The following is a 25,734-nucleotide window of genomic DNA, read 5'->3' on the forward strand; positions in this document are numbered from 1 at the left end:
GCTCACGCCCCTGCGCAGCCCATCTACCCGACCACGGACAAGTTCCGTGCGCGTCCACCCACGGAGAAGAAAAAGAAGATCAAAAGCGGATCGCGCGCTGCGCTTGCTCGTGTAAAGCCGAGCCCATGCTCGGCTCTACAAAAGGCGGCCTGACAGCCTGCTTTTGCTTTTGATCTTTTTTCTTCTCCGTGGGTGGCAGGCCACCGAAATCTGTCAGAGGCCGGTCGGGTTGGGTGCGCGGGGGTGTCAGCCGCATGGATGCGGCTGCCAAGCCTCCAGGGACGGATTCACGGCGTCCCCCGCGCACCCTCCCCGACCGGCCCACTCGCGGCTTCTGCTTTCAGCGACCAACCCAAACCCACCCACGAGGGGCTGCGCCGTTGGCTGGAAACTACAACCCGATGCCGGCGTCGCCCTCGGGCTCCAGCGCCTTCACCAGCACCGCCGCCTGCGTGCGGCTATGGCATTCGAGCTTCTTCAGGATCGCGGTGACATGCACCTTCACCGTGTTCTCGGCCAATCCCAGCGTATAGGCGATCTGCTTGTTGAGCAGGCCATCGGCCAGGCACAGCAACACGCGGAACTGCTGCGGGGTCAGCTGGGCCAGGCGGCTGGCCAGCAGCGCATCGGCCTCCGAGCGCTCGGCGGCCATCGCCGGGAACCACAGTCCACCATCGAGCACCGCCTGCACGGCCTCGCCAATGGTCTCGGCCGGGGCCGACTTCGGAATGAAACCGGCAGCACCGAACTGCTGCGCGCGGCGGATCACACGGGGATGGTCGTTGGACGAGAGGATCACCACCGGAATGTCCGGATGCGAGCCGCGCACGTGCAGCAGCGCGGAAAAACCGTGTGCGCCAGGCATGGTCAGGTCGAGCAGCACCAGGTCCACGTCCGGGTGCGCGTCGAGGGCTTCGGCCAATGCCTCGGCGCTGGCGACCTCGCGCACCTGCGCCAGCGGCAGGCTCTGCCGCAATGACTGCACCACCGCCGAACGCAGCAGCGGGTGGTCATCGGCGATCAGGATGGTGTATTCGCTCATGGGGCAAGTTTGGCATGTCACCAAAGGGAATACCTTCTTCATTTGCTTCGCCGGCCAGTCGATGCCCCAGAAAGGGCTGCCGCGACTGCTGTGTAGACTCTCTGTAATTAAGAAAATGCGGCACCAACCAGATCGTCAGATACAGGACACCGATCAGTAGGGCTGTTCCAACTTTGCCATACGTACTGCGCATCACCTCGTACAGATCCTCACGCAGGGTTGAAGGAACGCTACCAATGCGCTGAAGATCCAACAATCGCTGCGCCGACCGGACGTCAATCCGCATCCGAGGGTAGTCACCTCTCTCCAGAACCTCTTTTCGATTTACCACAGCCGATCCCCGCTGGACCTCGGAGTACTTCAGGTCCGCTGCCCTGCAGGCAAATCCCGCCAGCGCAGCATTACGTGGAGCCAGGCATTCATCGATCAGGTCCAGCAACTCCGCATATTGAATCGCGTCATAGTCCTGGCTAGCCGCTTTGGCTCGATAGTCACTTCGCTCCAATTGATACGAGCTCAGATGATTGATTAGCAAAAGGTACAGGCCGACCATAACCACCGAGGAGCCTATAACTAGAAGGACTCGCCTTACCGCCGTTGTACGGGCCCAGTGAATGCTACGCATGACCCCTGAGCCAATCATTTCCACGTCTTCGAAGTTGTCCTTCAGCCTTCCCAATGATCATTCCTCACACGACTGGAAACAGGATATCGGCGGGAATGGCACCTAGGTTTAGCGCCCTGCCGGCTCCACGCTGCTGCGCCAGGCATCGAGGAACTGGCGGCGCTTGAGTGCATCCAGGTACACCAGCAGGCCCGGACCCAGCTGGATCGGGCGGCGGCTGCGGCCGGGCGCATCGTCGCCACGTGCGCTGCCGGTCACGATCGGCATCAGCCGTGCCTCGCGTGACAGCACCTGCTGGCCACGCGGCGACAACAGGTAGTCGAGGAAGCGCCGGGCTTCTTCCGGGTGTGGGCCGGTGCGTGGAATCACCGCGGTACGCAGTACCACCAGCGTGTAGTCCTCAGGTTCCACAATCGCCAGCGGAGCACCCGCGTCGATGCGCGCCTGCGCGTAAGAGCCGAGCACGTTGTAGACCAGCGACAGCTGTCCGCTGGCCACCTTATCCAGTAGCACGCCGGTGCGCTCCTCGCGCACCACGTCGTTGTCGCCCAGCGCGCCCAGCAGCGCACCGGCGATGCTGCCACGCTGCGCATCCTGCGTTGACAGCAGGTAGCCGACGCTGCTGCGTTCGATGTCATAGGTGCCGACCCTGCCGCGCAGCGGTGCGCCTTCGGCGCGCAACCGGTCCAGCAGTTGCCGGCGCGTGTGCGGCACCTTCGCCGACGGCAGTGCACGGGTGTTGTAGACCATCACCACCGGCTCGTAGCTGATGCCGAATGCCTCGTTGCGCCACTGCGCCCAGGCCGGCAGCGCGGCGGTCTGCGCGGAGCGGTGCGGCAGTGCATGACCATCGTTGACCAGCTTGGTCTGCAGGTCCATGCCACTGGAGATCAGCAGGTCCGGCGATGCCGGTCCGCCGCGGTCGTGCAGGTACCGCGCGTACAGGTCCTGGGTGATGATGTCCTCGTACACCACTTCGGTGCCCGGGTGCAGCCGCTGGTAGTCGGCGATGACCACCGCGAACACTTCGATGTCGGTGGTGCCGTGGATGCGCAGCTGCGCCGTGGTCTTTGCCTGTGCGGGAAAACGGCGCACATCGCCGGGCGCAGCCAGCACCGGCAGGGCCAGCAGCAAGGCAACGGCAGCAGTGAACAGGCGGATCATGGACTGCTCCGGGGCAGGCGGATGGTGGCGATCAGCCCGCCCTGAGGACGATTGCTGAGGTCGATGCGGCCACCGTGGCTGTCGACCACACGCTTGACGATGGCAAGGCCAAGCCCGGCGCCGCCGGACGGCGCGCCCTCGCCACGGGCGAAGCGCTCGAACACGCGTTCGGCATCGGCGGCGGCAATGCCGGCACCGTGGTCGGCGATAGTCAGCACGGCCTGCCCGCCTTCCACGGTCAATGCGATCTGCAACGGCCCATCACCACCGTACTTCAACGCGTTGTCGACCAGGTTCTTGATCGCCTCGCGCAGCAGCAGCGCATCGCCATGCACCTGTACCGGCTCGGCAGTCATCGCCAGCTGCACGCGCGGCGCCGGGCCGGCCTGCGGCAGCGCTTCATGCAGGGCCTGGTGCACGGTCTCGGCCAGATCCACTGCAGCAAAGCGCTGCAGATGCGAACGATGGATCACGCTGGCATCGCTGAGCAACTGATTCAACAGCCGGCTCATGTGGGTGGCGTTGCGCTCGATCGCCTGCAGGCTGCGCCGCATGTCTTCGGGATCGTCGTCATCCAGCGCCAGCTGTGCCTGCGCACGCAATGCCGCCAACGGCGTGCGCATCTGGTGCGCGGCCTCGGCCATGAACGCACGCAAGGTCTCGTTGCTGCTGGACAGGCGTTCCATGAAGCGGTTCAACGCCGCCACCATCTGGTCCATCTCGCGCGGTACACGGGCATCCAGCGGCTTCAGGTCAGAGGGCTCGCGGCGTGACAGCTCGCGTTCCACCCGCACCAATGGCCGGAATGCGCGATGCACGCCAAAGGCCACCAGCGCCAGCAGCAGGCCGGACAGCACACCGATCGCCAGCAGTGCGCGGTTGACCATGTCCTGCGCGACCGCTTCGCGCGCAAGCCGGGTCTGGCCGACCTGCACCTGTACTTCGCCCTGCGCCGAGGCGGCGGCGAAACTGCGGCCGACCACCACGAAGCGCACGGTCTCGCCACTGTACGCCGCATCAAACAGCTGCGGTTGCGTGCCGGACCGGCGCGGCGGCGCCGGCAGGTCGCCATAGCCGGTGATCAGGTTGCCACGGCTGTCGGCGACCCGATAGAACACGCGGTCTTCCGGGGCCATCGCCAGCAGGTCCAGCGCCGCATAGGGCAGATCGACCTGCCATTGGCCATCGACCAGGGCCACCGAATCGGCAATGGACAACGCCGAGGACACCAACAGGTGATCGTAGGAACGGTTGGCGGCGCGCTGGCCATAGCCGCGCGCGGCAAACAGCAGAGCCACCGCGAACACCGCCAGCAACGCGCCGAGGTAGAGCAGCAGCGTGCGCCGCAGCGAGCCCGGTGCGGCGTTCGCGGTCCGCGCGTCAGCCATCGGCGTCGGCGCTGTCATCACTGGCTTCCAGCAGGTAGCCAACGCCGCGCACCGTGGTGATGCGCAGCGGTGCACCTGCCAGCTTCTTTCTCAGGCGCCCCACATACAGCTCGATGGCATTCGGGCCGGCTTCATCGTCGAAGCCGAACAGGCCATTGCCTATCTCATCCTTGCCGACCACCTGGCCGAGGCGGCCGACCAGAATCTCCAGCAGCCGGTACTCGCGGTTCGGCAGTTCGATCGGTTCGCCGTCGAGGCTGACCCGGTGCGCGGCATTGTCGAACTGGAAGCCACCGATCTGCACCACTTCGCTGGCCTGGCCGCGCGCGCGTCGCAGCAGCACGCGGCAGCGCGCTTCGAACTCGCGGAAATCGAACGGCTTGCCCAGGTAGTCGTCGGCACCCACGTCCAGCGCCTGCACGCGATCTTCGATGCCATCACGCGCGGTCAGCATCAGCACCGGTGTGCTGTCACCGCGCTCGCGCATGCCGGCCAGCACGCGCAGGCCATCAAGCTTGGGCAACCCGATATCCAGCACCACCAGGTCGAAGCTCTGGTAGCGCAGCACGCTGGCGGCGGCCAGGCCATCGGCCTGCCAGTCCACGGCGTGGCCGCTGCGACGCATGCGACGGATGATCGCATCGGCCAGATCCGGGTTGTCTTCGACCAGCAGCAGGCGCATGGGCACACGGGTGGGAGGGGAAACGAATGCTACCGCATGCCGCCGCCGCGCTTGCCGGGCGTGGCCCAGTGAGCGCAGCGGCCGGTTTTACGCTGCACCGCACAATCTGTTGACAGGACGATGACAGCTTGCCCGACCCAGACTGCGGCCGCGCACCGTCCGGTGCCCACGATTGCCGCGCGCCTGGCGCGCACCTGGGAGGGTTTGTGGAATTCACGTTTGCCTGGCGGCGCCCTGCCGCCATGATGGCGCTGGCTGCCCTGTCGGCGCCGGCCTTTGCCGCCGAAGACGACCGTCCGGTCACGGCCTCGCTCGGAGGCCGCCTGCACCTGGACTTCGCCACCTTCGACAACGACAACCGCGGTACGCCGAACAAGGACGACACCGAGATCCGTCGCGCCTGGCTGGACGTGTCCGGCAAGTTCTTCGTGGTCGACTACAAGCTGGAAGCCGATTTCTCCGGCGACCGCGTCGAGGCCAAGGACGTGTACCTGGCACGCAGCCTCGGCAAGGCCGGCAAGCTGACCGTGGGCCAGTTCAAGCAGTACTTCTCGCTGGATGACCGCACCAGCTCCAACTACGGCAGCTTCCTGGAGCGCGGCAACGCCGGCACCACGCTGGCGCCGCTGTACCGCCTGGGTGCGTCGTGGCAGGCCAACCCCGGTGACTTCACCTGGGCGGCCAGCATCTACAGCCTGGAAAGCATCGACGCCTGGCAGGTGAAGGGCCGTGCCGCCGGTGGCCGCGTCACCTGGGCGCCCTCGCCCAGCGATGGCGACGTGCTGCACCTGGGCCTGTCGCTGGCCCGTGAGGCCTACGACAACCCCGGCGCCAATGGCGTGCCTGGCCTGCGCATCCGCCCGCGCCCGGCCGGCCACCTGTCCGACGAGAGCCGCCTGACCCTGGTCGACTTCTCCGCCGGCCGCGATACCGATGTCAACAAGTGGTCGCTGGAATACGCGCAGGTGCGCGGCCCGCTGTCGTGGCAGGGCGAGTTCAGTGGCGCCACCTTCGATGACGGCGCGCAGCGCGGCGACGTAATGGCCGCCTACGGCATGCTCAGCTGGTTCGTCACCGGCGAAAGCCGCGCCTACGACCGCAAGACCGGCCGCTTCGCGCGGGTGAAGGACATCCGGCACAAGGCCGGTGCCTTCGAAGTGGCGCTGCGCTACGACCAGATGTGGGGCGCACAGCACCTCGATGGTGCACCGGACCTGCGCCGCGGCAGCACCGAAGCGTGGACGCTGGGTGGCAACTGGTACCTGCGCGACAACCTGCGCTTCATGCTCAACGTGATCGAAAGCCGCAACCGCGACCGCCTCGCCGGGATCACGGTGGACCGCACGCGTGCGGTCACCGGCCGCCTGCAGTACGACTTCTAGACCTGATATTCCGGGCATGCCGCCCGGGCCCCTTCCACTCCCCCACGTCCTGTTTTCGCAAGGAGTCCGCAGATGATGCTGAGCATCCTCGGCTTTGGCATGGTCATTACGTTCATGTACTTGATCATGAGCAAACGCCTGTCGCCGCTCGTCGCCCTGATCACCATCCCCATCCTGTTCGCGCTGATCGGCGGCTTCGGCGCCAACATCGACGAGATGATGCTGGAGGGCATCAAGAAGATCGCGCCGACCGGCGTGATGCTGATGTTCGCCATCCTCTACTTCGGGGTGATGATCGACGCCGGCCTGTTCGATCCACTGGTGCGGGTGATCCTGCGCTTCGTGAAGGGCGATCCGATGAAGATCGTGCTCGGCACCGCGGTGCTGGCGATGCTGATCTCGCTGGACGGTGATGGCTCGACCACCTACATGATCACCGTCTCGGCGATGCTGCCGTTGTACCAGCGGCTGGGCATGAACGCGCTGAACATGACCTGCGTGACCATCCTCGCCGGCGGCGTGATGAACCTGACCCCGTGGGGCGGCCCGACCGCCCGCGCGGCCACCGCGCTGCACGTGGACCCGGCCGATGTGTTCGTGCCGCTGATCCCGTCGATGGTGATCGCCTGTGCCGGCGTGCTGCTGCTGGCCTGGTACCTGGGCCTGAAGGAACGCCGTCGCCTGGGCGTGGTGACCCTGCCCAAGGGTGGCAGCTGGATGGACAACAGCGTGTCCGACGACAGCAATGCGCTGCCGACCGTGGAAGACGCCGAGGACATCAAGCGTCCGAAGCTGCTGTGGGTCAACCTGGCCCTGACCGTGGCGCTGATGACGGCGCTGATCATCGGCGTGCTGCCGATGCCGGTGCTGTTCATGGTCGGCTTCGCCATCGCCCTGGTGATCAACTACCCGAACCTGGCCGAACAGCGCCGCCGCGTAGTCAACCACGCCGGCAACGTGCTGTCGGTGGTGTCGCTGATCTTCGCCGCAGGCATCTTCACCGGCATCCTCAACAACACTGGCATGGTCGAAGCGATGTCGCACAGCTTCCTGGCGGTGATCCCGGAATCGTGGGGCCCGTACCTGGCGGTGATCACGGCGGTGGCGTCGATGCCGTTCACCTTCTTCATGTCCAACGACGCGTTCTACTTCGGCGTGCTGCCGATCCTGTCCGAAGCCGCCGGCAACTACGGCATCACCCCGGTGGAAATGGCGCGCGCCTCGCTGGCCGGTCAGCCGGTGCACCTGCTCAGCCCGCTGGTGCCGTCCACCTACCTGCTGGTGGGCCTGGCCAAGGTCGAGTTCGCCGACCACCAGAAGTTCACCCTGAAGTGGGCCATCGCCATCTCGATGCTGCTGATGGTCGGCAGCCTGCTGTTCGGCCTGTACCCGCTCGCGGCCTGACCCCTTATCAAGGAGCCTTCTGCAATGACGCTTCGAATCGCTTACGTCACCAGCGGCATGGGCAGTGTCGGTACTGCCATCTGCCAGAGCCTGGCCCGCAGCGGCCACACCGTGGTCGCCGGTTGCGCGCCGAACTCACCGCGCAAGGCCAACTGGCTGCGCGAGCAGCGCGAACAGGGCTTCGACTTCATCGCCTCCGAAGGCAACGCGACCGACTGGGCCTCGACCAGCGCGGCGTTTGCCAAGGTCCGCGCCGAAGTCGGTGAAGTGGACGTGCTGGTCAACAACTCCGGTGGCAGTCGCGACCTGCTGTTCCGGCAGATGACGGTGGAGGACTGGAACGCGGTGATCGCCTCCAACCTCAATGCGCTGTTCAACCTCACCAAGCAGGTGGTCGACGGTATGGCCACGCGGGGCTGGGGCCGCATCATCAACATCGGTTCGGTCAGCGCCCACAAGGGCCAGATCGGCCAGGTGAACTACGCCACCGCCAAGGCCGCGATGCATGGTTTCAGCCGTGCGCTGGCCGCCGAAGTGGCCTCACGCGGGGTCACCGTCAACACGCTGTCGCCGGGCTACATCGCCAGCCAGGCGATCAGCAGCTTCCCGCCGGACGTGCTGGACCGGCTGGCCGCCTCGGTGCCGGTGCGACGCCTGGGCCGTCCGGAAGAAGTGGCCGGCCTGTGCGCATGGCTGGCCTCGGACGAAGCCTCGTACGTGACCGGCGCCGATTATCCGGTCAACGGTGGCCTGTACATGGGTTGAGCCCGTCTCCACGCAGCGCGTGGACCGCCTCCCCCACGGAGTGCGCGGGGCCGGTGAACCTTCGTTCGCGAGGGGGATCCGGCCCCTTTTTGTTTCTGCATTTCTGAGACGCACTTCCCGATGCATCGGCAGAACCGGTGCTATACCTGCCAGCGCTTGCCGTGCCCAATGGACGAACGGCTGACATCGCGGATCAAGGAGGTTGGCATGCGTGCAATGCTGATTGCGCTTGTTGCGGTCGCCACCACGCCACTGGCGGCAACCCCACCCGCTGCCACTGCAGAAGAGGCGGACGCAACCTGGCGGCTCGTGGAGCGCTGGTCCTTGCAACTGGCACGCTCTGACCTTGTCGCGCAGCTGTCCCCCCTGGCTCCGGCCGGCCCGCGTTCGGAAGCAGGAAGGGGCCGGGGCGACAGCGCCACCATCGATCTGGCGCCATTCGTGGTCGCCGGAAGGATCAAGGGGCCTTCTGGCCAGATCCACACCGACGCGTCGGGGCGAATCATCAAAGGCATTACGCTGTCGCTGGGCGGCGCCTGCATCTCGCGAAAGCAGATGGGTCGTCGCTACCCCGACTTCAACGTCCTTTCCGTCCCGTCAGGGCATAGTCTGGACGAGTCGACGGTGTTCGGCACGGTACTGAACGGCATCCAGATCGGGTTCTCATTCTCCGAACATGATCGTGACTGCATGGACCAGCTCAAATTCAGGTGGCCCGGTGAGCGCTTCTGATTCTCTCCGGCATACCACCATGACGAACAGGTTGCAGGACGCACACCACTGCCCTGCATCGTTCGTTGGTTTTCCGTAAAGAAGGTTTCATGTTCCGTTCGCATAGTGGCCATGCACCGCGCACGCGTGCCGGTGACCACCCCCAATGCAACGGACCACCATGCAGACCCGACACCTGACGATCGCCGTGGCGATCGCGCTCTCCGCCGCCGCCAGCGCCCATGCCGCCACCGCCGCCGATGCCGGCGCCAGCACCGATGCCGCGCTGAGCGCGCAGACGCTGGATACCGTCTCCGTGATCGGCCAGGGCGAGACCCGCCAGGTGCAGCGCATCACCGCCGTCGACAAGCAGGTGCTGCCGCCGGGCACCAGCGGCCAGAAGATCCTCGATCGCCTGCCGGGCGTGTCGGTGCAGTCCAACGACGCCTTCGGTGCCAACGAGGAATCGCAGACCATCAGCCTGCGTGGCTTCGACAAGAGCCGCCTGGGCTACACGCTGGACGGCATCCCGCTGGGCGACAACAGCTACGGCAACTACAACGGCCTGAGCATCGCCCGCGCGATCATCGCCGAGAACCTGGCCGGCGCCGAGCTGTCGCAGGGCATCGGTTCGCTGGGCGTGGCCTCGACCAGCAACCTGGGCGGCACCATCCAGTACTTCTCGATGGACCCGTCCACCGAATTCGGCGGTCGCGCCAGCGTCACCGTTGGCGACAACAGCCAGCGCCGTGGCTACCTGCGCGTGGATACCGGCGACATCAACGGCTTCTCGGCCTATGTGTCCGGCGTGCACCAGGACCAGGACATGTGGGCTGCGCCGTACCAGAACCAGACCACCCGCCAGTTCAACGCCAAGGCGGTGTGGAACGTGGGCGACCATCGTTTCGGTGCGTTCGTGGCCACCTCGCGCGCCAGCCAGGCCAACTACGCCTATCTGTCCAAGGACATGCTGGCGCGCGGCCTGGGCTATGACTGGAACATCTACGCGCCGGACTGGGATCGCGCCGTCGCCGCCGCATACTGCGCACCGGGCACGCTGGACCGCAGCAAGTGCAAGTTCAGCGGTGGCGTCAACAGCATCGACGATGCGTACTACCAGAGCCGTGCACTGCGTGACGACAACCTGTACTCGGTGGATGCCGACCTGCGTCTGGGCGAGCAGGGTCGCCTGAAGCTGCTGGCCTATCACCACGACAACCGTGGCCAGGGCCACTGGTGGGCACCGGGCCAGCCGTCCTACCCTGGCACCGACAAGATGTTGCCGATCTCGATCCGCAGCACCAACTACACGATCAACCGCGATGGCCTGACCGCCGCACTGTCGTGGACGGTCGGTATCCACGAGCTGGAAGCCGGCCTGTGGTACGAGCAGAACGACCATAACGTCTCGCGCAACTTCTACTACATCAGCGGTCCGTTCCTGGACGACCTGTACTTGAAGAACCCGGACCGCCTGCTGTTCAACCAGGACTTCGACATCCGCACGCGCCAGTTCTACGTACAGGACCGCATGCGCTTCCTCGACCAGCGCCTGACCGTGGACGTCGGCATCAAGAGCCCGAACACCCGCATGCGCGCCACCGCCAACCCGGGTGTGGAAACCAGCATCGCCTCGGGCACGCTGACTGCCAAGGAATCGGTGCTGCCGCAGCTGGGCCTGGGCTTCAAGCTCAACGCCAACAACGAGCTGTTCGCCTCGTATGCCGAAAACATCGCTGCCTTCGTCGGCGGTGGCAGCGGCGGCCCGCTGCAGGTGTCGCCGGAATCGTTCGCGGCCAGCGTCGGCCTGGAGCCGGAGAAGTCCAAGAGCCTGGAAGCCGGTTTCCGTACTTTCGGTGAGAAGTACCAGGCGTCGATCGCGGGCTACAACGTGAAGTTCGACAACCGCCTGCTGTCGCTGAACCCGTGCTCGAGCATCGAAGTCGGCACGCGTCCGGAGTGCGTGACGCGCTTCATCAACGTCGGTTCGGTGAAGAGCTACGGCGCGGAACTGACCTTCATCCTCAAGCCGATCGACGGCCTGCAGTGGTACAACGCGCTGTCCTGGAACAAGACCACCTACGAGGACGACTACCTGTCCGGCGGCGCGGTAGTGCCGGTGGCCGGCAAGATCACCGTGGATACGCCGCAGCGCATGGCCTCCAGTGAAATCAGCTGGAACCGCGATGGCTTCTTCGCCAGCCTGCGTGCCAAGTACACCGGCAAGCGCTACTACACTTACACCAACGACCAGTCGGTGCCGGGCGTGACTACCTTCGACGCCGGTGCGGGCTACGACTTCGGCCCGGGCCTGGGCCTGCGCAATGTGCGGGTGTCGTTGAACGCGACCAATCTGACCAACAAGCGCTATGCGGGCCAGCTGAGTTCGTTCGCACCGACCGATCCGGAGGGCAAGCGCTATGCGATCCATGCGAGCGCGCCGCGGCAGCTGTTCATGACGGTGGCGGCGGAGTTCTAAGTCAGAAGCGGGCGCTGCGGCGCATCAGTACCGCAGCGGGGCGAGGTGGGACGGGCCGAGGCAGGACACGCCGCAAGTACGTCCCTGTAGGCTCGGTCGGCGCATCCATGCGCCTCACGGTCCTGCCTCGGCCCGTCCCACCACGCTCGACAATTTCCTGCGCCGGCGCGGAGGCAATGAAAAGCAAAAGCAAAGAGCCGGGCATTGCCCGGCTCTTTGCTTTTCAAGCGCAATCCCTCTGGTGGGCCTGCTGCCGCGCCCGCAGGAAACTGTCTGGAGGAGGCGGGGCACCTTGGTCAGGACCGTTGGCGCCATGGATGGCGCCATCGAGCACCATGGAGGGGCTTTTGCGTGTCCTGGCCAGGGTGTCCCGCCTCCTCCCCACCGATAGCAGGCAGGCGCTGGCGGGTCCGCCAACGCATTTCATTCCGGCGCCAGCTGGTCCATCCGTATCCGGTTGGCGAACAGCGAGAACGCCAGCATCCCGGCCAGGCCATTCGCCCGGCTCACCCAGTGCGGCAGCCAACGCGGCGGCTTCAGCACCCCCGCATCGAACAACGGCGCAAACGCGATCGCATCGGTCAGGCTCATCTTGCCGGCAAACAACCAGCGGCAGACCTGCAGGCGGTCCTCGGCCAGCATGTGGCGGAAGAAGGTGTGCACCGACACCAGGCCGCGCAGGTACACCGTGTCCTTGGTGAAGGCCAGGCCGCCACTGGGCGGCACGCCACGGAACACGCGCTGCGCCGAAGCGAAACTCTCTTCCGCGTTCTGCCCGGCATCGCAGAAATAGCGGAACACTTCGATGAAATCAGCACCTTCGCGGGCCATCGCAATCGCTTCGGTACGCAGGCTGATGCGCTTGAGGCGCTCGATGTCGATGCTGCCGGTGATCTGCTCGGCGAAGGTGGCCAACCCTTCCTGGGTTGCCGTCACCCGCGGCGAGGACAGTGCCAGGCTGGGCAGCACCGGCTGCTCGCGGCCGTTCAGGGCGGTCAGTGAATGCACCAGCGCTTCATGGTGGAACAGCTGCGCGCGGTCGTAGGCGCTGAAGCGTGCACTGGTGCGCAGGCGGATGCGGGTCGGGCCGGCGGCGGCCTTGGACACCAGCTCCGGGTCGAGCTGCACCTGGATGATGCGCGATTCGAAGAACGCGTCCAGATCGTTCTGCAGCTGCAGTTGCAGCGCGATGGCCGAGACCGGCACCTGTTCTTCCGGCGCCAGCAGTTCGTGGTCCAGTTCGGCGGCGATCTGGATGAAGTGGCGTGCAGCCTCACGCGTACTCGGGCCATTGCCCGGCAACGGCTGCTCGGGGGCGCCGAACAGCTGCACCGAACAGGTATCGACTGCAGCAGTGCCCAGCCCTTCCAGCAGCTGTGCGGCCAGGTCCCAGCTCTGCGCTGACTGCCGCACGTAGTGACCCAGTGGATGGCTGTCGTCGCAGTCGGCGGCAATCGCGGCCAGCGCACGACGTTCCTCGCTGAAATCCAGCTTCGGGTAGTCCACCTTCGGCAGTACCGGCTGGCCACGCGCCACGCTGTCCAGGAACGGTGCCTGCACCGTGGCTGGCCAGCTGGTCAGGCCCAGCAGGCGGATGCCTCCCACGGCCTCGACCAGGCGCGCATCGAGCGCTGCATGGTGGGCCACGTCACGGTCCAGCGTCGCAGTCGGTTCCATGCGCGGACTATAGCGCCCTGCCCGCGCGTTGGTAGGTGCAATGGATCGGGTAGCTGCCAACCTTGGTTGGCATCCGCCGAAGGCGGGCTTCGGATACATCCGTGCCAACCAAGGTTGGCACCTACCAGGAGCGGGCAGAGGCGGGTTTCATTGCAGGGGTCAGAGCCCATTGCGGTGCAATGGGATCCGACCCCGCGATACCGATCAGCGCCTGCGCGGCTTGCCGGCCGGGCGGAACTGCTGGCCCTTGCCCTTCTTGCCGCCACGCTCCTGCGCGGTTTCGGCCTGGCGCACGGCCAGCTTGGCGGCAGCGGCGGCCACTTCTTCCTTCAGCTTGAAGTAGTTCAGCAGCCGGCTCTCTTCGATCTCGCCGGCCTCGATCGCTGCACGCACGGCACAGCCCGGTTCCTGCTGGTGCTTGCAGTCGTTGAAACGGCACTGTGCGGCCAGCGCTTCGATGTCCGCGAACCCACCCTCGGACAGGGTCTCTTCGCCGGTCGGCTTCAGCTCGCGCATGCCGGGGGTGTCGATCAGGCAGGCGCCGGTCGGCAGCGGCATCAGCGCGCGGTGCGTGGTGGTGTGGCGGCCACGCGAATCGTTGGCGCGCACTGCGTTGGTCTTCATCCGCTGCTCGCCGAGCAGAGTGTTGGTCAGCGTGGACTTGCCGGCACCGGAGGAACCGACCAGCACCACCGTGCGGCCCGGGCCCAGCCACGGCTGCAGCACCGTCACGCTGTCGGCATCCAGGCCGTTGATCGCATGCAGCGCGATGCCCTGCATCTCCAGCTCTTCCAGCACCGCCAGTGCGTCTTCGCTGTACTCGGTCTGGTCGGCCTTGGTCAGCACCACCACCGGCTCTGCACCGCCACCACCGACCAGCAGCAGGTAGCGTTCGATGCGGCGCGGATTGAAGTCGGCATCCAGGCCACAGACGATGAACACCGTATCGATGTTGGCGGCGATCACCTGCTGGTGGTAATGCTCGCCGGCCGCACCGCGCTTGATCGCGGTACGCCGCGGCAGCAGGGCGACGATGCGGATGCCATCGAGCAGCACCCAGTCACCCACCGCTGGCCGTTCATGGCTGGGGAAGCGCGGGCGCTGCCATTCCGGCAGCGACTCGGCCTTGATCGACGCATCCGGGCCATCGGCCACCACGTAGTGGGTGCGGTGCTGTTCGATCACCCGTGCCGGGCGGGCCTGCGGATGTGCGGCCATCGCGGCCTGCCAGTCGGCCTGCTGCGCCGGGCCCGGCCAGGGCCAGCCAATGGTCTGCAGGGCGATGAAATCGGGGGTCTGGGTCATCGCCGCCATTCTACCTGTGCCGGCGCCCTGCCAGCCCAGCAATGACGGGCCCGGAGCCCTTGCCATGCATTGCAGCAATTCCGGTAGGATGGAAGCCCCATGCCTTTTGACGGCCCAGCTCCCATGTCCACCAACTCGCCCAAGCCCCTGGCCATCCGCGAGCGCCTTTCCGAAGTGCGCTACGAAATCCGCGGAGAACTGGCGCGGCGAGCCCGGGAGCTGGAGGCGCAGGGCCGCAAGCTGATCAAGCTCAACATCGGCAATCCCGGCGCCTTCGGTTTCCGCGCGCCGGAGCACCTTCAGCGTGCGATCGCCGACGACATGGGCCGCACCGACCCCTACACGCACCAGCAGGGCCTGCCGGTCGCGCGTGAAGCCATCGCCAGCTACTACGCCCGCCGTGGCGCGCCCGATGCGCACCCGGACCGCGTCTTCCTCGGCAATGGCGTCAGCGAACTGATCGACCTGTCGCTGCGTGCGCTGCTCAATCCCGGCGACGAAGTGCTGGTGCCCTCGCCCGACTACCCGCTGTGGTCGGCCTCGACCATCCTCAACGATGGCCGCCCGGTGTACTACCGCTGCGCACCGGAGAACGGCTTCCAGCCGGACCCGAGCGAGATCGAGACACTGGTGTCCTCGCGCACCCGCGCCATCGTGCTGATCAACCCGAACAACCCCAGCGGCGCAAGCTACCCGCGCGAACTGCTGGAGCGCGTGGTCGAGATCGCGCGCCGCCACAACCTGCTGTTGCTGGTTGATGAGATCTACGACCAGATCCTGTACGACGACGCGGTGTTCCAGCCGGTCGCGCCGCTGGCCGGTGATCATCCGTGCCTGACCTTCAGCGGCCTGAGCAAGGTGCACCGCGCCTGCGGCTGGCGCGTGGGCTGGGCCCACCTCAGCGGCGACGATGCCCGCCTGGGTGACTTCCGCGCGGCGCTGGACCTGCTCGGTGCGCTGCGCCTGTGCGCCAACGTGCCGGGCCAGTACGCCATCGAGGCCGCGGTGAACGGCCCGGACACCATTTCCGAGCTGTGCACGCCGGGCGGCCGCCTGTACGAAACCCGCCGTGCGGTGATCGAAGCCTGCGAAGCCAGCGAGCACCTGTCGCTGGTCGCTCCCTCCGGTGCGCTGTACGCGTTCCCGGCCGTGGTAGGCGCTGCGGCAAAGGGCTTCGACGACCACAACTTCGCGCTGGACCTGATGAACAACGAGGGCGTGCTGGTGGTGCCGGGCTCGAGCTTCAACGTGCCCTACCGCCACCATTTCCGCGTGACCCTGATGCCGGAAGCCTCGGTGATGCGCGATGTATTCGCGCGCATTGACCGTGCCCTGGCCCGCCGTGCCGAGGACGCGACCAAGGTCGTGCCGCTGAAGCCGCGCCGTTCGGTGGCCTGACCTGTGACCCTGTCCTACCTGGCGCTGGGCGATTCGTACACCATCGGTGAAGCGGTTGCAGTCGAAGGCCGCTGGCCGCACCAGCTGGCTGCCGCGCTGCGTGCACAGGGCACTGAGCTGTCCGATCCGCAGACCATTGCGACCACCGGCTGGACCACCGACGAACTTGATACAGGCATCGATGCGGCCGCGCCGCAGGGGCCGTTCGATTTCGTCAGCCTGCTGATCGGCGTCAACAACCAGTACCGCGGGCGTCCGCTGGACGAATACCGCAGCCAGTTCCAGGCGCTGCTGCAGCGGGCGATCGGCTTCGCTGGCGGTGACGCCGGCCGCGTGCTGGTGCTGTCCTTCCCCGATTGGGGTGCGACCCCGTTCGGCGCCGGCAGTGGCCGCGACCTGGCCGCCATCGAGATCGAGACCGACGAGTTCAACGCGGCTGCCGAGGTGATCAGCACCCAGCAGGGCGTGGCCTTCGTCGACATCACCGATATCAGCCGCGCGCAGGGCGAAGACCCGACGATGATTGCCGAGGACGGCCTGCATCCTTCAGCGCGGATGTATGCGCTGTGGAGCGCGCGCGCTCTGCCGGTGGCCGCGCATCTGCTTGGCGGCACGGACTGAGGCGATGGACGGCACGCCACGGAACGGCCCGCCCCTGCCCTGCACGCCCCTGACCGCCCCGCAGGCCCGCTTGATCGCAGAAGCATTCCGGCCAGCGCAGGCCTGGGGCAGCCGCCGCGACTACTACTACACCCGCGGCAAGCTCGGCAGCGATCCGCTGTACGACGGCGTGCTGCAGCATCTGCCTGACGATGGGCAGCCTGTGCTGGACCTGGGCTGCGGGCTGGGCCTGTTCGCCCATGTGCTGCGCCAGCGCGGCGGTACCCAGCATTACCTGGGCGTGGACGTGGATGCCGGCAAGATCACCCGCGCGCAACGTGCTGCCGCCGACCTGCAGGACGTGCGCTTCGACTGCGTGGATGTGCAGGCGCCGCTGCCGGCCCAATCCGGGCACGTCCTGCTGCTGGACGTGCTTCAGTATCTGGACGCGGGCCCACAGCAGGCCCTGCTGCGCGCGGCCAGCGCACAGGTGGCCCACGGCGGCTGCCTGTTGCTGCGTACACCGCTGGCCACCGGCGATGGCCGCGACCGCACCACGCGGGTCGCCGACCGGCTGGCCTGGCTGATCGGCTGGATGGGCACACGACCGCGCCACTATCCCGATCCGCAGGTGTTGCAGGCGACATTGATCGAGGCCGGATTGCAGGTGACGTCGCCCCGGCCGCTGCACGGGCGTACCCCGTTCAACAGCTGGCTGCTGGTGGCGCACCGCATCCGGTAGCGCGGGGCCATGCCCGGCGGATTCCATCCATGCCGCTGCGCTCGCCGGGCGTGGCCCGGCGCTACCGGTTATCCGGCCGGCAGCTGCGCCTTCAGCCCGCGCTCGTGCAGTGCCTGCAGCACGCGCTCGATGATCACCAGGTTATGCCCATGGGCGGCACCTTCGTGCAGCAGCACGATCGCGCCCGGGCGCAGATCCGGCAGCAACCGTGCCAGCACGCCGTCCGGCGTGCAGCCGACGCCGTCGTAGCCGCGCGCGCTCCAGCCTACCCGGACCAGCCCCAACCGCTGCAGCACCGGCGCCACGAACGGATTGGTCATGCCCACCACCGAGCGGTACCAGCGCACCGGCTGGCCGCTTACCGCCTGCAGGGCATGCTGGCAGCCCTCGATCTCGGCGCGCATCGCCGCCGGGCCCAGCCGCCAGAAGCGCGCCTGCGGATGGCTGTGGCTGTGATTGCCCAGGTCATGGCCACGGCGCAGGATCTCGGCGACCAGTTCCGGCTGCGCCAGCGCACGTTCGCCCACCAGGAAGAAGGTGGCGCGCGCCTGGTGGCGGTCCAGCAGGTCGAGCATGGCGCGGGTTTCCGGGCCAGGACCGTCATCGATGGTCAGCCATACCGTGTTGCCGGCCTCCGGCAGTCGGCTCAGCACCGGCGCATAGAAGCGGCTGTTGGGCAGGAACACCGGCACCATGAACAGCGCATGGCTGGCCACCATCAGCGGCAGCCCCCACTGCCAGCCGGCCAGGGCCCAGACCAGGATCACGGCCAGCTGCGACGCCACCAGCCAGGGCAGCCAGCGCCAGGGGCGGGGCGGGATGCGATGCAATGTTCCTGCGTTGCTCATCCCCCATGATGCCATGGGGGTTAGAATTGATGATTCGAATTCCCGGAACCCCGACGTCCATGTCCCTCGATCCCGCCCTGCGTTCGCGCATCGAATCCATCCTCAACGCCAACCGCGTCGTGCTGTTCATGAAGGGCCAGCCGTCGATGCCGCAGTGCGGTTTCTCGGCCAAGGCCGTGGGCGCCCTGCAGGACCTCGGCGTCGAGTTCGCCCACGTCAACGTGCTGGCCGACCAGGAAATCCGTGAAGGCATCAAGGCCTACGGCGACTGGCCGACCATCCCGCAGCTGTACATCGACGGCGAACTGGTCGGCGGCAGCGACATCGTGCTGCAGATGGCCGCCAGCGGCGAGCTGAGCAGCGTGCTGGGCCTGGCTGCGCCGGACCGTACCCCGCCGAGCATCACCGTCACCCCGGCAGCCGTGGAAATGCTCAAGGGCGCGCTGGCCGATGCCCCGGGCGCGGCCCTGCAGCTGTCCATCGACGCCGGTTTCCAGCCGAACTTCCAGCTGGCCCCGCACGACGAAGGCGCGATTGCCGCCGAGTCCAACGGCCTGCGCGTGCAGTTCGACCTGGCCAGCGCGCGTCGCGCCAACGGCATCACCATCGACTGGGTGGACGACATCCGCGGCAAGGGCCTGGCCATCGACAACCCGAACGCGCCGAAGCCGGTACAGGAAATCAGCGTGCGCGATGCCGACGACCTGGTGCGCGCCGGCAACATCACCCTGGTGGACGTGCGCCCGGCCGACGAGCGCGCCATCGCAGCCGTCGGCGTACCGTTCAAGAGCTTCGACGGCAACGGCCGCGCCGCGCTGGAAGCCCTGCCGAAGGACACCGCACTGGCCTTCATGTGCCACCACGGTGGCCGCAGCGCGCAGGCCGCCGAGCAGTTCCGCGCCCTCGGCTTCACCAAGGTGTTCAACGTCACCGGCGGCATCAACGCCTGGTCGGAAGACGTGGACAACGGCGTGCCGAAGTACTGATCGGCACTGAAAAAGGGGACGGAGGGGATTAAGTCGTTTTTGCCATAAACGACTTAATCCCCTCCGTCCCCTTTTTCTTAGCCGGCGAACCCGCCTTCGGCCAGGTAATCCAGTTCTTCCGGCGTGGGGATGCGGCCCAGCACGGCGTTGCGATGCGGGAAGCGCCCGAAACGGCGGATGATGTCGCGGTGCAGTTCGGCGTACTGCAGGTATTCCTTGTCACCCAGCACGTCGAACATCGCCACCGAGCGGTCCTGGTCCAGCGGATCCTCGGAGTGCTCGAACGGCAGGTAGATGAAGGCGCGCAGCTTCGGCACCAGCTGCAGGTCCAGGCCTTCCTCGATGGCACGCATGGCGTAGTGCCGGGCCAGGCCATCGGTGGCGTAGGAATGGGCAGTGCCCCTGAAGCAGTTGCGCGGGAACTGGTCCAGCAGCAGCATCAGGGCCAGCGCCCCTTCGGCACTGCCCAGCCAATGCTCGCGCCCGCGCGAAGCGGCGGCGAAATGCTCATCCAGAAACAACTGGCGGAACTGCGCGTCGAACGCGTCGTCGCGGGCGAACCACTTCGCAGGGCCCGCCTCCTTCCAGAATTCCACCACTTGCGCGGCAACGTCCATTACCTACTCCCAGGCCCGGACGCCCCGCGCCCGGCCTTCATCATCATTCGTCGAAGCGCAGGTGGCGGACCGACTTGCCGTTGCGCCGGATAAGCTTAAGCGCCTCGATGCCGATCTGGATATGGTTTTCCACGAACTGGGAGCTGACCTTGGCATCGGAGGCCTCGGTCTTGACCCCGTCCGGGATCATCGGCTGGTCCGAAACCAGCAGCAGCGCGCCGCTGGGGATGTGGTTGGCGAAGCCGGCGGCGAACACCGTGGCCGTTTCCATGTCGATGGCCATGCAGCGCATCGCCCGCAGCCGCTCCTTGAAGGCCTCGTCGTGCTCCCAGACCCGGCGGTTGGTGGTGTAGACGGTGCCGGTCCAGTAATCGTGGCCGAGGTCGCGGATCATGGTCGAAACCGCACGCTGCAGCGCGAAGGCCGGCAGCGCCGGTACTTCCGGCGGCAGGTAGTCGCCCGAGGTACCCTCGCCGCGGATCGCCGCGATCGGCAGCACCAGGTCGCCCAGCTGGTTCTTGCGCTTGAGACCACCGCACTTGCCCAGGAACAGCACCGCCTTGGGCATCACCGCCGACAGCAGGTCCATGATGATCGCGGCATTGGGACTGCCCATGCCGAAGTTGATCATGGTGATGCCATCGATGGTGGCACTGGCCATCGGCCGGTCCAGGCCGATGACCGGCGCGCCGGTCAGCTCGGAGAACGTATGCAGGTAGCCGCCGAAGTTGGTCAGCAGAATGTGCTGGCCGAACTGGTCCAGCGGTACGCCGGTATAGCGCGGCAGCCAGTTGTCGACGATTTCCTGCTTGCTCTTCATGGGCAGTCCGGTACGGCGGGGGACCGGGTATTTTCAGCCACCCGGCCGGTGCCGTCGAGCCACCGTCGACAGGCCTGTGAAGAAGGTCACTTGGCAAGCCCGCCGCCTCCGGGCTAGCGTCGACGGTTGGACCAGCTGCAAGGGGAACTGCATGGCATCGACGTTGTTGCGCGCCGGGGTAGCCCTGGCACTGCTTTCATTGAGCACGGCTCCGGCGGTGGGCGCCTCGCGCTTCGTCGCCGATCCCTACCCCAGCACCTACCAGGCGCATCCCGATGCGCCGGTGCTGATCCAGAACGCCACCGTGCTGACCGGCACCGGCCAGCGCCTGGACAATGCCGACGTGCTGCTGCGCGAAGGCCGCATCGTCGCCGTTGGCCGCCAGCTGCAGGCCGATGCCGGTGTCACCCGCATCGATGCGCAGGGCAAGTGGGTCACCCCTGGCCTGATCGACGTGCACTCGCACCTGGGCGTGTACCCCAGCCCCGGCGTCGGCGCGCACAGCGACGGCAACGAGATGACCGCACCGGTCACCGCCAACGTCTGGGCCGAGCACTCGGTGTGGCCGCAGGACCCGGGCTTCGCCACCGCACTGGCCGGCGGTGTGACCAGCATGCAGGTGCTGCCGGGCTCGGCCAACCTGGTGGGTGGCCGCGGCGTGACCCTCAAGAACGTACCCGCGGTGACCTACCAGGCGATGAAGTTCCCCGGTGCACCGTGGGGCCTGAAGATGGCCTGCGGCGAGAACCCCAAGCGCGTCTATGGCGAAGGCAAGGGCGTGACCCCAGCCACGCGCATGGGCAACGTGGCCGGCTACCGCGCCGCCTTCATCGATGCCGCCGACTACATCGCCAAGAACAAGCCGAAGCCGGCCAAGCGCAAGGGTTGGTTCGGCAGCGACAAGGGCGACAGCGCCGGTGATGCCGGCGGCAAGCGCGATCTCAAGCTGGACACGCTGGCCGGTGCGATCGAAGGCGACATCCGCGTGCACATCCACTGCTACCGCGCCGACGAGATGGCCACCATGCTCGATCTGGCCAAGGAATTCGGCTTCAAGGTAGCCGCCTTCCACCACGGCGTGGAGGCCTACAAGCTGGCCGACCGGCTGGCCGCCGACGGCGTCTGCGGTGCGCTGTGGGCCGACTGGTGGGGCTTCAAGATGGAAGCCTTCGACGGTATCCCGGAGAACATCGCGCTGGTCGACCGGCCGAAGAACAGCTGCGCCATCGTCCACTCCGACTCACCCGAAGGCATCCAGCGCCTGAACCAGGAAGCGGCCAAGGTGATGGCGTCCGCGCGCCGCGCGCGCATGCCGGAGATCACGCCCGAACACGCCATCACCTGGATGACCGCCAACGCCGCCAAGGCACTGGGCATTGAAGGCCAGACCGGCACCCTGGAGGCCGGCAAGATGGCCGATGTGGTGGTCTGGAACGGCAATCCCTTCAGCTCGTACGCGCTGGCCGAGCAGGTCTTCATTGATGGCCGCAGGTTGTACGACCGCAGTGCACCGGCAGCGACGCCGCGTTCCGATTTCCAGCTTGGCCAGGAGGTGCGCTGATGGGCGTGTTGAACAAGCGTCGCCGGGCATGGCCCGGCGCTACCTTGGTTGCGCTGTTGTTGATGACAACCGCAGCCTCGGCGCAGGACCTGCTGGTGCGCAACGCGACCGTGCATACGGCCAGCACGCGTGGCAGCCTGCAGAACGCCGATGTGCTGGTGCAGGGCGGCATCATCCGCGCGGTGGGCAACGGCCTGTCGGCGCCGGCCGGCGCCAGCGTGGTCGAGGCCAATGGCCGTCCCCTGACACCGGCACTGTTCGGTGGCATCACCGAGACCGGTATCGAAGAAGTTTCCGGTGAATCGAGCACGGTGGACAGTTCGCTGAAGCTCGGTGAGCAGCCACTGCGGCCGGAATTCGACGTCACCCTCGCCTACAACCCGGCCTCAGTGCTGATTCCGGTCACGCGCCTGGAAGGCATCGGCTTCACCGCGCTGGGCGCTGCCACCGGCGGTGGTTTCGTGGCCGGCCAGGGCGGCGTGATGCGGCTCGATGGCAGCACCGATCCGATCGGCCCGCGTGCCCTGTTCCTGCGCATCGGCGCGGCAGCCTCCGAACTGACCGGGCATTCGCGCGCCGCGCAATGGATGCTGTTGCAGCAGATGATCGACGAAGCACGCGGACAGGTGGCTGCGGACTCGCCGCACGCGCTGCTGACGCCAGCCGGACGCCGCACGCTCAGTCGCTACCTGGCCGGCCAGGGCCGCATCGTGGTGGAGGTGGATCGCGCCGCCGATATCCGCCAGCTGCTGCGCTGGGCCACCCGCGAAAAGGTGAAGATCGCCATCGCCGGTGCCAGCGAAGCCTGGCAGGTCGCGCCGGAGCTGGCCGCCGCACAGGTGCCGGTGTTCGTTGACGTGCTGGCCAACCTGCCGGCCAGCTTCGACCAGATCGGCGCCACCCTGGAAAACGCCGCGCGCCTGCAGCGTGCCGGCGTGCCGGTGTCGTTCGTGCAGCGCGGCGACGCCACCCACAACGCGCGCAAGATGCGCCAGCTGGCCGGCAACGCGGTGGCCAACGGCCTGCCGTGGATCGATGGCCTGGCTGGGCTGACCCGGGTGCCTGCACAGGCGTTCGGGGTGGCCGACCAGATCGGCAGCATCGAACCCGGCAAGCGCGCCGACTTGGTGCTGTGGGAGGGCGATCCGCTGGACGTGGCGCACTATGCCGAGCAGGTCTGGCTGGGCGGCCGTGCGATGCCGATGCGCTCACGCCAGACCGAACTGCGTGACCGCTACCTGCAGCGCAACGCGCAGCCCTGACCGCACACGAGGACACACCGATGGCGACACTGCGCTGGTACTTCGACCTCATCTCGCCCTACTCCTACCTGCACTGGCAGAAGCTGAAGCAGCTGCCGCAGTTCGCGCAGATCCAGACCGTGCCAATTGCCTTCGGTGCGGTGCTGCATCACCTGGGCAACCTAGGGCCGGCCGAGATTCCGGCCAAGCGCCGCTTCATCTACCGCCAGCTGTTGTGGACCGCGCAGGCCGAGGGCACACCGCTGCGATTCCCGCCCGGCCATCCGTTCAACCCGCTGCCCGCCCTGCGCCTGTGCCTGGCCGCCGGTGCCAGCGTGCAGGCGGTGGACGTCCTGTTCGACTGGATCTGGCGCGACGGCAACGCGGCCGACAGCCCTGACGCCCTGCGCGAACCGGCCGCACAGCTGGGTATTGACGATGTCGCCAGCGCCATCGCCGACCCGGCGGTGAAGGAGCAGCTGCGCCGTAACACCGAGGCCGCAATTGGCGCCGGGGTGTTCGGTGTGCCGACCCTGGCTATCGATGAGGAGCTGTTCTGGGGCAACGACGCGCACCCTCTGATGGCGGCGGTGCTGGCCGATCCGGGCCTGCTGCGGCAGCCCGAATGGCTGCGCCTGGCCACCCTGCCGGTGGCGGTGCAGCGCAGTCGCTGAACAGGGCGTGGCGCGTTTCCCTCGCGCGCCTGGCTGGGATTTGAGATAGATTTCACGTTTCCGAACCTACAACCGCCCTGGAGGGGGAGCCGCGGATGCGCATCGGAATCGTCGTCGACTCGGCCTGCGACCTGCCGCCGGACTTCATCGCCACCCACAACATCGTGCTGCTGCCGATCACCGTACGCATCGGCGAAGCGGTGCTGGCCGATCATCGCGATGAACAGGCCACACTGAGCTTTCTGCACGCGCACGTGGCCGAACACGGTGCTGAAGCGGAAACCATCCCCTTCAGCGTCAACCAGATCCGCGACCTGTTCCTGCAGCAGCTGGTGATCGATTACGACCACGTGTTCTGCATGACCATCACCAAGACCCGCAGCCCGATCCATGACAACGCGCTGCAGGCCAGTTTCGCCATCCTCAACGACTACAAGCCGGTGCGGCAGGCAGCGGGCTACAACTCGCCGTTCGCGCTGCGCGTGCTCGACACCCAGAACCTGTTCGCCGCGCAGGCGGTGACCGCAGTGGAAGCGGTGCGCCTGCGCGACAGCAACGCCAGCGTGCAGCAGATCCGCGAGCGGCTGGAGGAGCTGGCCAGCAACGTGCACGGCTACATGGTCACCCGTGACCTGTACTACATGCGCGCGCGTGCGCGGCACAAGGGCGACCGCAGTGTCGGCCTGCTCAGCGCCGCACTGGGCAGTGCGCTGGACATCAAGCCGGTGCTGCACGGTTACCGCGGCGAGACCGGACCGGTGGCCAAGATCAAGGGCTTCGACAACGCCGTGCAGAAGTTGTTCGCGGTAGTTGGCCAGCGCGTACGCGCCGGGCTGATGACACCGACGGTGTGCGTCAGCTACGGCGGTGAGCTGGAAGAGCTGCGCACCCTGCCCGGCTATGCACAGCTGAAAGAGGTCTGCGCCACCCATGGCGTGACCGTGTACGAATCGGTGATGAGCCTGACCGGCATGGTCAACGTCGGCAAGGGCGCAGTCACCGTGGGCTTCGCCGATGGGCCGCATCGGTTCGAGTGAGGCCCCGACGCGGCGCGGATCTGCACATCGATTCCACCGCGGTTGTGCCAGTCTTCCCGCACTTCAAGGAGAACTCCATGCCTGCGCAGTACCACATCAGCCTGCCCGACCCGTCCAAGGCCCGCGGCAATGACCCTGACCTGTCCTTCCATTCGCAGGGCGCCGCCGGTTTCGCCGAAGAGCTGCAGGATGCGCTGCGCAATGGCAGCCTGTTCGAGCGCTGGAAGGCCAAGCAGCCTGACCCGGACGCGGTGGAACCGCAGTGGGGCGTGACCGACCCGGATGCCACCGTGACCGGCGAGCAGAAGGACCTGCGCATCAACCTGGTGGCCACCACCCGCATCGACAGTGACGTGTTCAAGCAGCGCCTGCGCCTTCTGGCAGGCCACCATTGGGAACTGCGCGACGTGCGTTGAGGCCATGCCCTGGTAGTGCCGGCCGCTGGCCGGCAACCGCAAGATCGATGGAGGTGCCGGCCAGCGGCCGGCACTACCCCGACGATTTCCTACCAGCCCCCGCCCAAGGCCGTGCTCTGGTCGACGCCAACCTTGGTTGGCGCTTCCGGGAAAATCGCCAACCAAGGTTG

24 protein-coding genes are annotated in these 25,734 nt (G+C 66.9%); 14 read left to right on the forward strand and 10 right to left on the reverse strand.

What is annotated here, in order from left to right:
- Window positions 1–391: 391 nt before the first annotated feature.
- The 5 genes from ACZK45_RS18110 to ACZK45_RS18130 form a co-directional block, all read right to left on the reverse strand.
- Window positions 392–1,042: a response regulator gene (locus tag ACZK45_RS18110; RefSeq protein WP_005414428.1), complete on the reverse strand. Its 651-nt coding sequence runs from the start codon at window positions 1,040–1,042 to the stop codon at window positions 392–394.
- Window positions 1,011–1,595 (reverse strand): hypothetical protein, encoded by a 585-nt coding sequence (locus ACZK45_RS18115; protein ID WP_146257004.1) that lies wholly within the window; start codon window positions 1,593–1,595, stop codon window positions 1,011–1,013. The genes ACZK45_RS18110 and ACZK45_RS18115 overlap by 32 nt, the downstream gene beginning before the upstream one ends.
- Before the next feature lie 180 nt (window positions 1,596–1,775).
- A complete protein-coding gene (locus tag ACZK45_RS18120; RefSeq protein WP_121504409.1) occupies window positions 1,776–2,831 on the reverse strand; it encodes an ABC transporter substrate-binding protein in 1,056 nt (351 codons plus the stop codon).
- Window positions 2,828–4,219: a sensor histidine kinase N-terminal domain-containing protein gene (locus ACZK45_RS18125; protein ID WP_478445896.1), complete on the reverse strand. Its 1,392-nt coding sequence runs from the start codon at window positions 4,217–4,219 to the stop codon at window positions 2,828–2,830. Before ACZK45_RS18125 ends, ACZK45_RS18120 begins: the two co-directional genes overlap by 4 nt.
- Window positions 4,212–4,901: a response regulator transcription factor gene (locus ACZK45_RS18130; RefSeq protein WP_049463657.1), complete on the reverse strand. Its 690-nt coding sequence runs from the start codon at window positions 4,899–4,901 to the stop codon at window positions 4,212–4,214. The genes ACZK45_RS18125 and ACZK45_RS18130 overlap by 8 nt, the downstream gene beginning before the upstream one ends.
- Before the next feature lie 242 nt (window positions 4,902–5,143).
- Here ACZK45_RS18130 and ACZK45_RS18135 point away from each other — a divergent pair, with 242 nt between their 5' ends.
- The 5 genes from ACZK45_RS18135 (at window position 5,144) to ACZK45_RS18155 (ending at window position 11,642) form a co-directional block, all read left to right on the forward strand.
- Window positions 5,144–6,283, forward strand: coding sequence for an OprO/OprP family phosphate-selective porin (locus ACZK45_RS18135; protein WP_253143950.1), 1,140 nt, complete (start codon window positions 5,144–5,146; stop codon window positions 6,281–6,283).
- A gap of 75 nt (window positions 6,284–6,358) precedes the next feature.
- The gene (locus ACZK45_RS18140) at window positions 6,359–7,687 is read left to right on the forward strand and encodes a CitMHS family transporter (RefSeq protein WP_125895106.1); all 1,329 of its coding nucleotides are present in this window, start codon (window positions 6,359–6,361) and stop codon (window positions 7,685–7,687) included.
- Between the two features lie 24 nt (window positions 7,688–7,711).
- The gene (phbB, locus tag ACZK45_RS18145; RefSeq protein WP_005419193.1) at window positions 7,712–8,452 is read left to right on the forward strand and encodes an acetoacetyl-CoA reductase; all 741 of its coding nucleotides are present in this window, start codon (window positions 7,712–7,714) and stop codon (window positions 8,450–8,452) included.
- Window positions 8,453–8,659: 207 nt separating this feature from the next.
- Window positions 8,660–9,184: a hypothetical protein gene (locus ACZK45_RS18150; protein ID WP_125895072.1), complete on the forward strand. Its 525-nt coding sequence runs from the start codon at window positions 8,660–8,662 to the stop codon at window positions 9,182–9,184.
- 160 nt (window positions 9,185–9,344) lie between these two features.
- Entirely contained in the window at window positions 9,345–11,642 is a 2,298-nt protein-coding gene (locus tag ACZK45_RS18155) for a TonB-dependent receptor (RefSeq protein ID WP_478445038.1), read from the forward strand.
- Between the two features lie 423 nt (window positions 11,643–12,065).
- On the opposite strand, the gene ACZK45_RS18160 is transcribed toward ACZK45_RS18155, so the two are convergent.
- Window positions 12,066–13,319: a flavohemoglobin expression-modulating QEGLA motif protein gene (locus ACZK45_RS18160; RefSeq protein ID WP_049463662.1), complete on the reverse strand. Its 1,254-nt coding sequence runs from the start codon at window positions 13,317–13,319 to the stop codon at window positions 12,066–12,068.
- A gap of 204 nt (window positions 13,320–13,523) precedes the next feature.
- A complete protein-coding gene (rsgA, locus tag ACZK45_RS18165) occupies window positions 13,524–14,633 on the reverse strand; it encodes a ribosome small subunit-dependent GTPase A (RefSeq protein ID WP_478445897.1) in 1,110 nt (369 codons plus the stop codon).
- Between the two features lie 114 nt (window positions 14,634–14,747).
- Here rsgA and ACZK45_RS18170 point away from each other — a divergent pair, with 114 nt between their 5' ends.
- From ACZK45_RS18170 to ACZK45_RS18180, 3 genes are read left to right on the forward strand one after another with little or no spacing between them, the layout of a single operon-like run.
- A complete protein-coding gene (locus tag ACZK45_RS18170; RefSeq protein WP_125895589.1) occupies window positions 14,748–16,022 on the forward strand; it encodes a pyridoxal phosphate-dependent aminotransferase in 1,275 nt (424 codons plus the stop codon).
- A gap of 3 nt (window positions 16,023–16,025) precedes the next feature.
- On the forward strand, window positions 16,026–16,643 hold the full coding sequence (locus ACZK45_RS18175) for an SGNH/GDSL hydrolase family protein (protein WP_478445039.1): 618 nt from the start codon (window positions 16,026–16,028) through the stop codon (window positions 16,641–16,643).
- A 4-nt stretch (window positions 16,644–16,647) separates the two neighbouring features.
- On the forward strand, window positions 16,648–17,364 hold the full coding sequence (locus ACZK45_RS18180; RefSeq protein ID WP_125895591.1) for a class I SAM-dependent methyltransferase: 717 nt from the start codon (window positions 16,648–16,650) through the stop codon (window positions 17,362–17,364).
- Between the two features lie 68 nt (window positions 17,365–17,432).
- On the opposite strand, the gene ACZK45_RS18185 is transcribed toward ACZK45_RS18180, so the two are convergent.
- Window positions 17,433–18,212 carry a polysaccharide deacetylase family protein gene (locus ACZK45_RS18185; protein ID WP_125895592.1) on the reverse strand — a complete coding sequence of 260 codons (780 nt, stop codon included), beginning with the start codon at window positions 18,210–18,212 and terminating at the stop codon, window positions 17,433–17,435.
- A 59-nt stretch (window positions 18,213–18,271) separates the two neighbouring features.
- Between ACZK45_RS18185 and grxD the strand changes: the two genes are divergently transcribed.
- Window positions 18,272–19,198, forward strand: coding sequence for a Grx4 family monothiol glutaredoxin (grxD, locus tag ACZK45_RS18190; RefSeq protein WP_049421809.1), 927 nt, complete (start codon window positions 18,272–18,274; stop codon window positions 19,196–19,198).
- A gap of 77 nt (window positions 19,199–19,275) precedes the next feature.
- Here grxD and ACZK45_RS18195 read toward each other — a convergent pair whose 3' ends face one another.
- Both ACZK45_RS18195 and ACZK45_RS18200 read right to left on the reverse strand, forming a co-directional pair.
- Window positions 19,276–19,815 carry a DUF924 family protein gene (locus ACZK45_RS18195; protein WP_006384394.1) on the reverse strand — a complete coding sequence of 180 codons (540 nt, stop codon included), beginning with the start codon at window positions 19,813–19,815 and terminating at the stop codon, window positions 19,276–19,278.
- Window positions 19,816–19,858: 43 nt separating this feature from the next.
- Complete coding sequence (locus tag ACZK45_RS18200) at window positions 19,859–20,635, reverse strand: AMP nucleosidase (RefSeq protein ID WP_005414446.1); 777 nt, start codon at window positions 20,633–20,635, stop codon at window positions 19,859–19,861.
- Window positions 20,636–20,786: 151 nt separating this feature from the next.
- Here ACZK45_RS18200 and ACZK45_RS18205 point away from each other — a divergent pair, with 151 nt between their 5' ends.
- The 5 genes from ACZK45_RS18205 (at window position 20,787) to ACZK45_RS18225 (ending at window position 25,564) form a co-directional block, all read left to right on the forward strand.
- The gene (locus ACZK45_RS18205) at window positions 20,787–22,196 is read left to right on the forward strand and encodes an amidohydrolase (protein ID WP_049462465.1); all 1,410 of its coding nucleotides are present in this window, start codon (window positions 20,787–20,789) and stop codon (window positions 22,194–22,196) included.
- Window positions 22,196–23,458, forward strand: coding sequence for an amidohydrolase family protein (locus tag ACZK45_RS18210; RefSeq protein WP_253143916.1), 1,263 nt, complete (start codon window positions 22,196–22,198; stop codon window positions 23,456–23,458). Before ACZK45_RS18205 ends, ACZK45_RS18210 begins: the two co-directional genes overlap by 1 nt.
- Before the next feature lie 20 nt (window positions 23,459–23,478).
- Window positions 23,479–24,111, forward strand: a complete 633-nt coding sequence (locus tag ACZK45_RS18215; protein WP_049421816.1) for a 2-hydroxychromene-2-carboxylate isomerase — start codon at window positions 23,479–23,481, stop codon at window positions 24,109–24,111.
- A 95-nt stretch (window positions 24,112–24,206) separates the two neighbouring features.
- Window positions 24,207–25,148 carry a DegV family protein gene (locus ACZK45_RS18220; protein WP_032129875.1) on the forward strand — a complete coding sequence of 314 codons (942 nt, stop codon included), beginning with the start codon at window positions 24,207–24,209 and terminating at the stop codon, window positions 25,146–25,148.
- Between the two features lie 77 nt (window positions 25,149–25,225).
- The gene (locus ACZK45_RS18225; RefSeq protein ID WP_032129876.1) at window positions 25,226–25,564 is read left to right on the forward strand and encodes a hypothetical protein; all 339 of its coding nucleotides are present in this window, start codon (window positions 25,226–25,228) and stop codon (window positions 25,562–25,564) included.
- The last annotated feature ends 170 nt before the right edge of the window (window positions 25,565–25,734 follow it).

This window comes from Stenotrophomonas sp. 63632_Sma, from assembly GCF_056482875.1.

Coding starts and splice junctions, on each gene's coding strand:
- ACZK45_RS18110 (WP_005414428.1), bottom strand. CDS start 1,042: ATGAGCGAATACACCATCCTGATCGCCGATGACCACCCGCTGCTGCGT.
- ACZK45_RS18115 (WP_146257004.1), bottom strand. CDS start 1,595: ATGGTCGGCCTGTACCTTTTGCTAATCAATCATCTGAGCTCGTATCAA.
- ACZK45_RS18120 (WP_121504409.1), bottom strand. CDS start 2,831: ATGATCCGCCTGTTCACTGCTGCCGTTGCCTTGCTGCTGGCCCTGCCG.
- ACZK45_RS18125 (WP_478445896.1), bottom strand. CDS start 4,219: ATGGCTGACGCGCGGACCGCGAACGCCGCACCGGGCTCGCTGCGGCGC.
- ACZK45_RS18130 (WP_049463657.1), bottom strand. CDS start 4,901: ATGCGCCTGCTGCTGGTCGAAGACAACCCGGATCTGGCCGATGCGATC.
- ACZK45_RS18135 (WP_253143950.1), top strand. CDS start 5,144: ATGATGGCGCTGGCTGCCCTGTCGGCGCCGGCCTTTGCCGCCGAAGAC.
- ACZK45_RS18140 (WP_125895106.1), top strand. CDS start 6,359: ATGCTGAGCATCCTCGGCTTTGGCATGGTCATTACGTTCATGTACTTG.
- phbB (WP_005419193.1), top strand. CDS start 7,712: ATGACGCTTCGAATCGCTTACGTCACCAGCGGCATGGGCAGTGTCGGT.
- ACZK45_RS18150 (WP_125895072.1), top strand. CDS start 8,660: ATGCGTGCAATGCTGATTGCGCTTGTTGCGGTCGCCACCACGCCACTG.
- ACZK45_RS18155 (WP_478445038.1), top strand. CDS start 9,345: ATGCAGACCCGACACCTGACGATCGCCGTGGCGATCGCGCTCTCCGCC.
- ACZK45_RS18160 (WP_049463662.1), bottom strand. CDS start 13,319: ATGGAACCGACTGCGACGCTGGACCGTGACGTGGCCCACCATGCAGCG.
- rsgA (WP_478445897.1), bottom strand. CDS start 14,633: ATGGCGGCGATGACCCAGACCCCCGATTTCATCGCCCTGCAGACCATT.
- ACZK45_RS18170 (WP_125895589.1), top strand. CDS start 14,748: ATGTCCACCAACTCGCCCAAGCCCCTGGCCATCCGCGAGCGCCTTTCC.
- ACZK45_RS18180 (WP_125895591.1), top strand. CDS start 16,648: ATGGACGGCACGCCACGGAACGGCCCGCCCCTGCCCTGCACGCCCCTG.
- ACZK45_RS18185 (WP_125895592.1), bottom strand. CDS start 18,212: ATGAGCAACGCAGGAACATTGCATCGCATCCCGCCCCGCCCCTGGCGC.
- grxD (WP_049421809.1), top strand. CDS start 18,272: ATGTCCCTCGATCCCGCCCTGCGTTCGCGCATCGAATCCATCCTCAAC.
- ACZK45_RS18195 (WP_006384394.1), bottom strand. CDS start 19,815: ATGGACGTTGCCGCGCAAGTGGTGGAATTCTGGAAGGAGGCGGGCCCT.
- ACZK45_RS18200 (WP_005414446.1), bottom strand. CDS start 20,635: ATGAAGAGCAAGCAGGAAATCGTCGACAACTGGCTGCCGCGCTATACC.
- ACZK45_RS18205 (WP_049462465.1), top strand. CDS start 20,787: ATGGCATCGACGTTGTTGCGCGCCGGGGTAGCCCTGGCACTGCTTTCA.
- ACZK45_RS18210 (WP_253143916.1), top strand. CDS start 22,196: ATGGGCGTGTTGAACAAGCGTCGCCGGGCATGGCCCGGCGCTACCTTG.
- ACZK45_RS18215 (WP_049421816.1), top strand. CDS start 23,479: ATGGCGACACTGCGCTGGTACTTCGACCTCATCTCGCCCTACTCCTAC.
- ACZK45_RS18220 (WP_032129875.1), top strand. CDS start 24,207: ATGCGCATCGGAATCGTCGTCGACTCGGCCTGCGACCTGCCGCCGGAC.
- ACZK45_RS18225 (WP_032129876.1), top strand. CDS start 25,226: ATGCCTGCGCAGTACCACATCAGCCTGCCCGACCCGTCCAAGGCCCGC.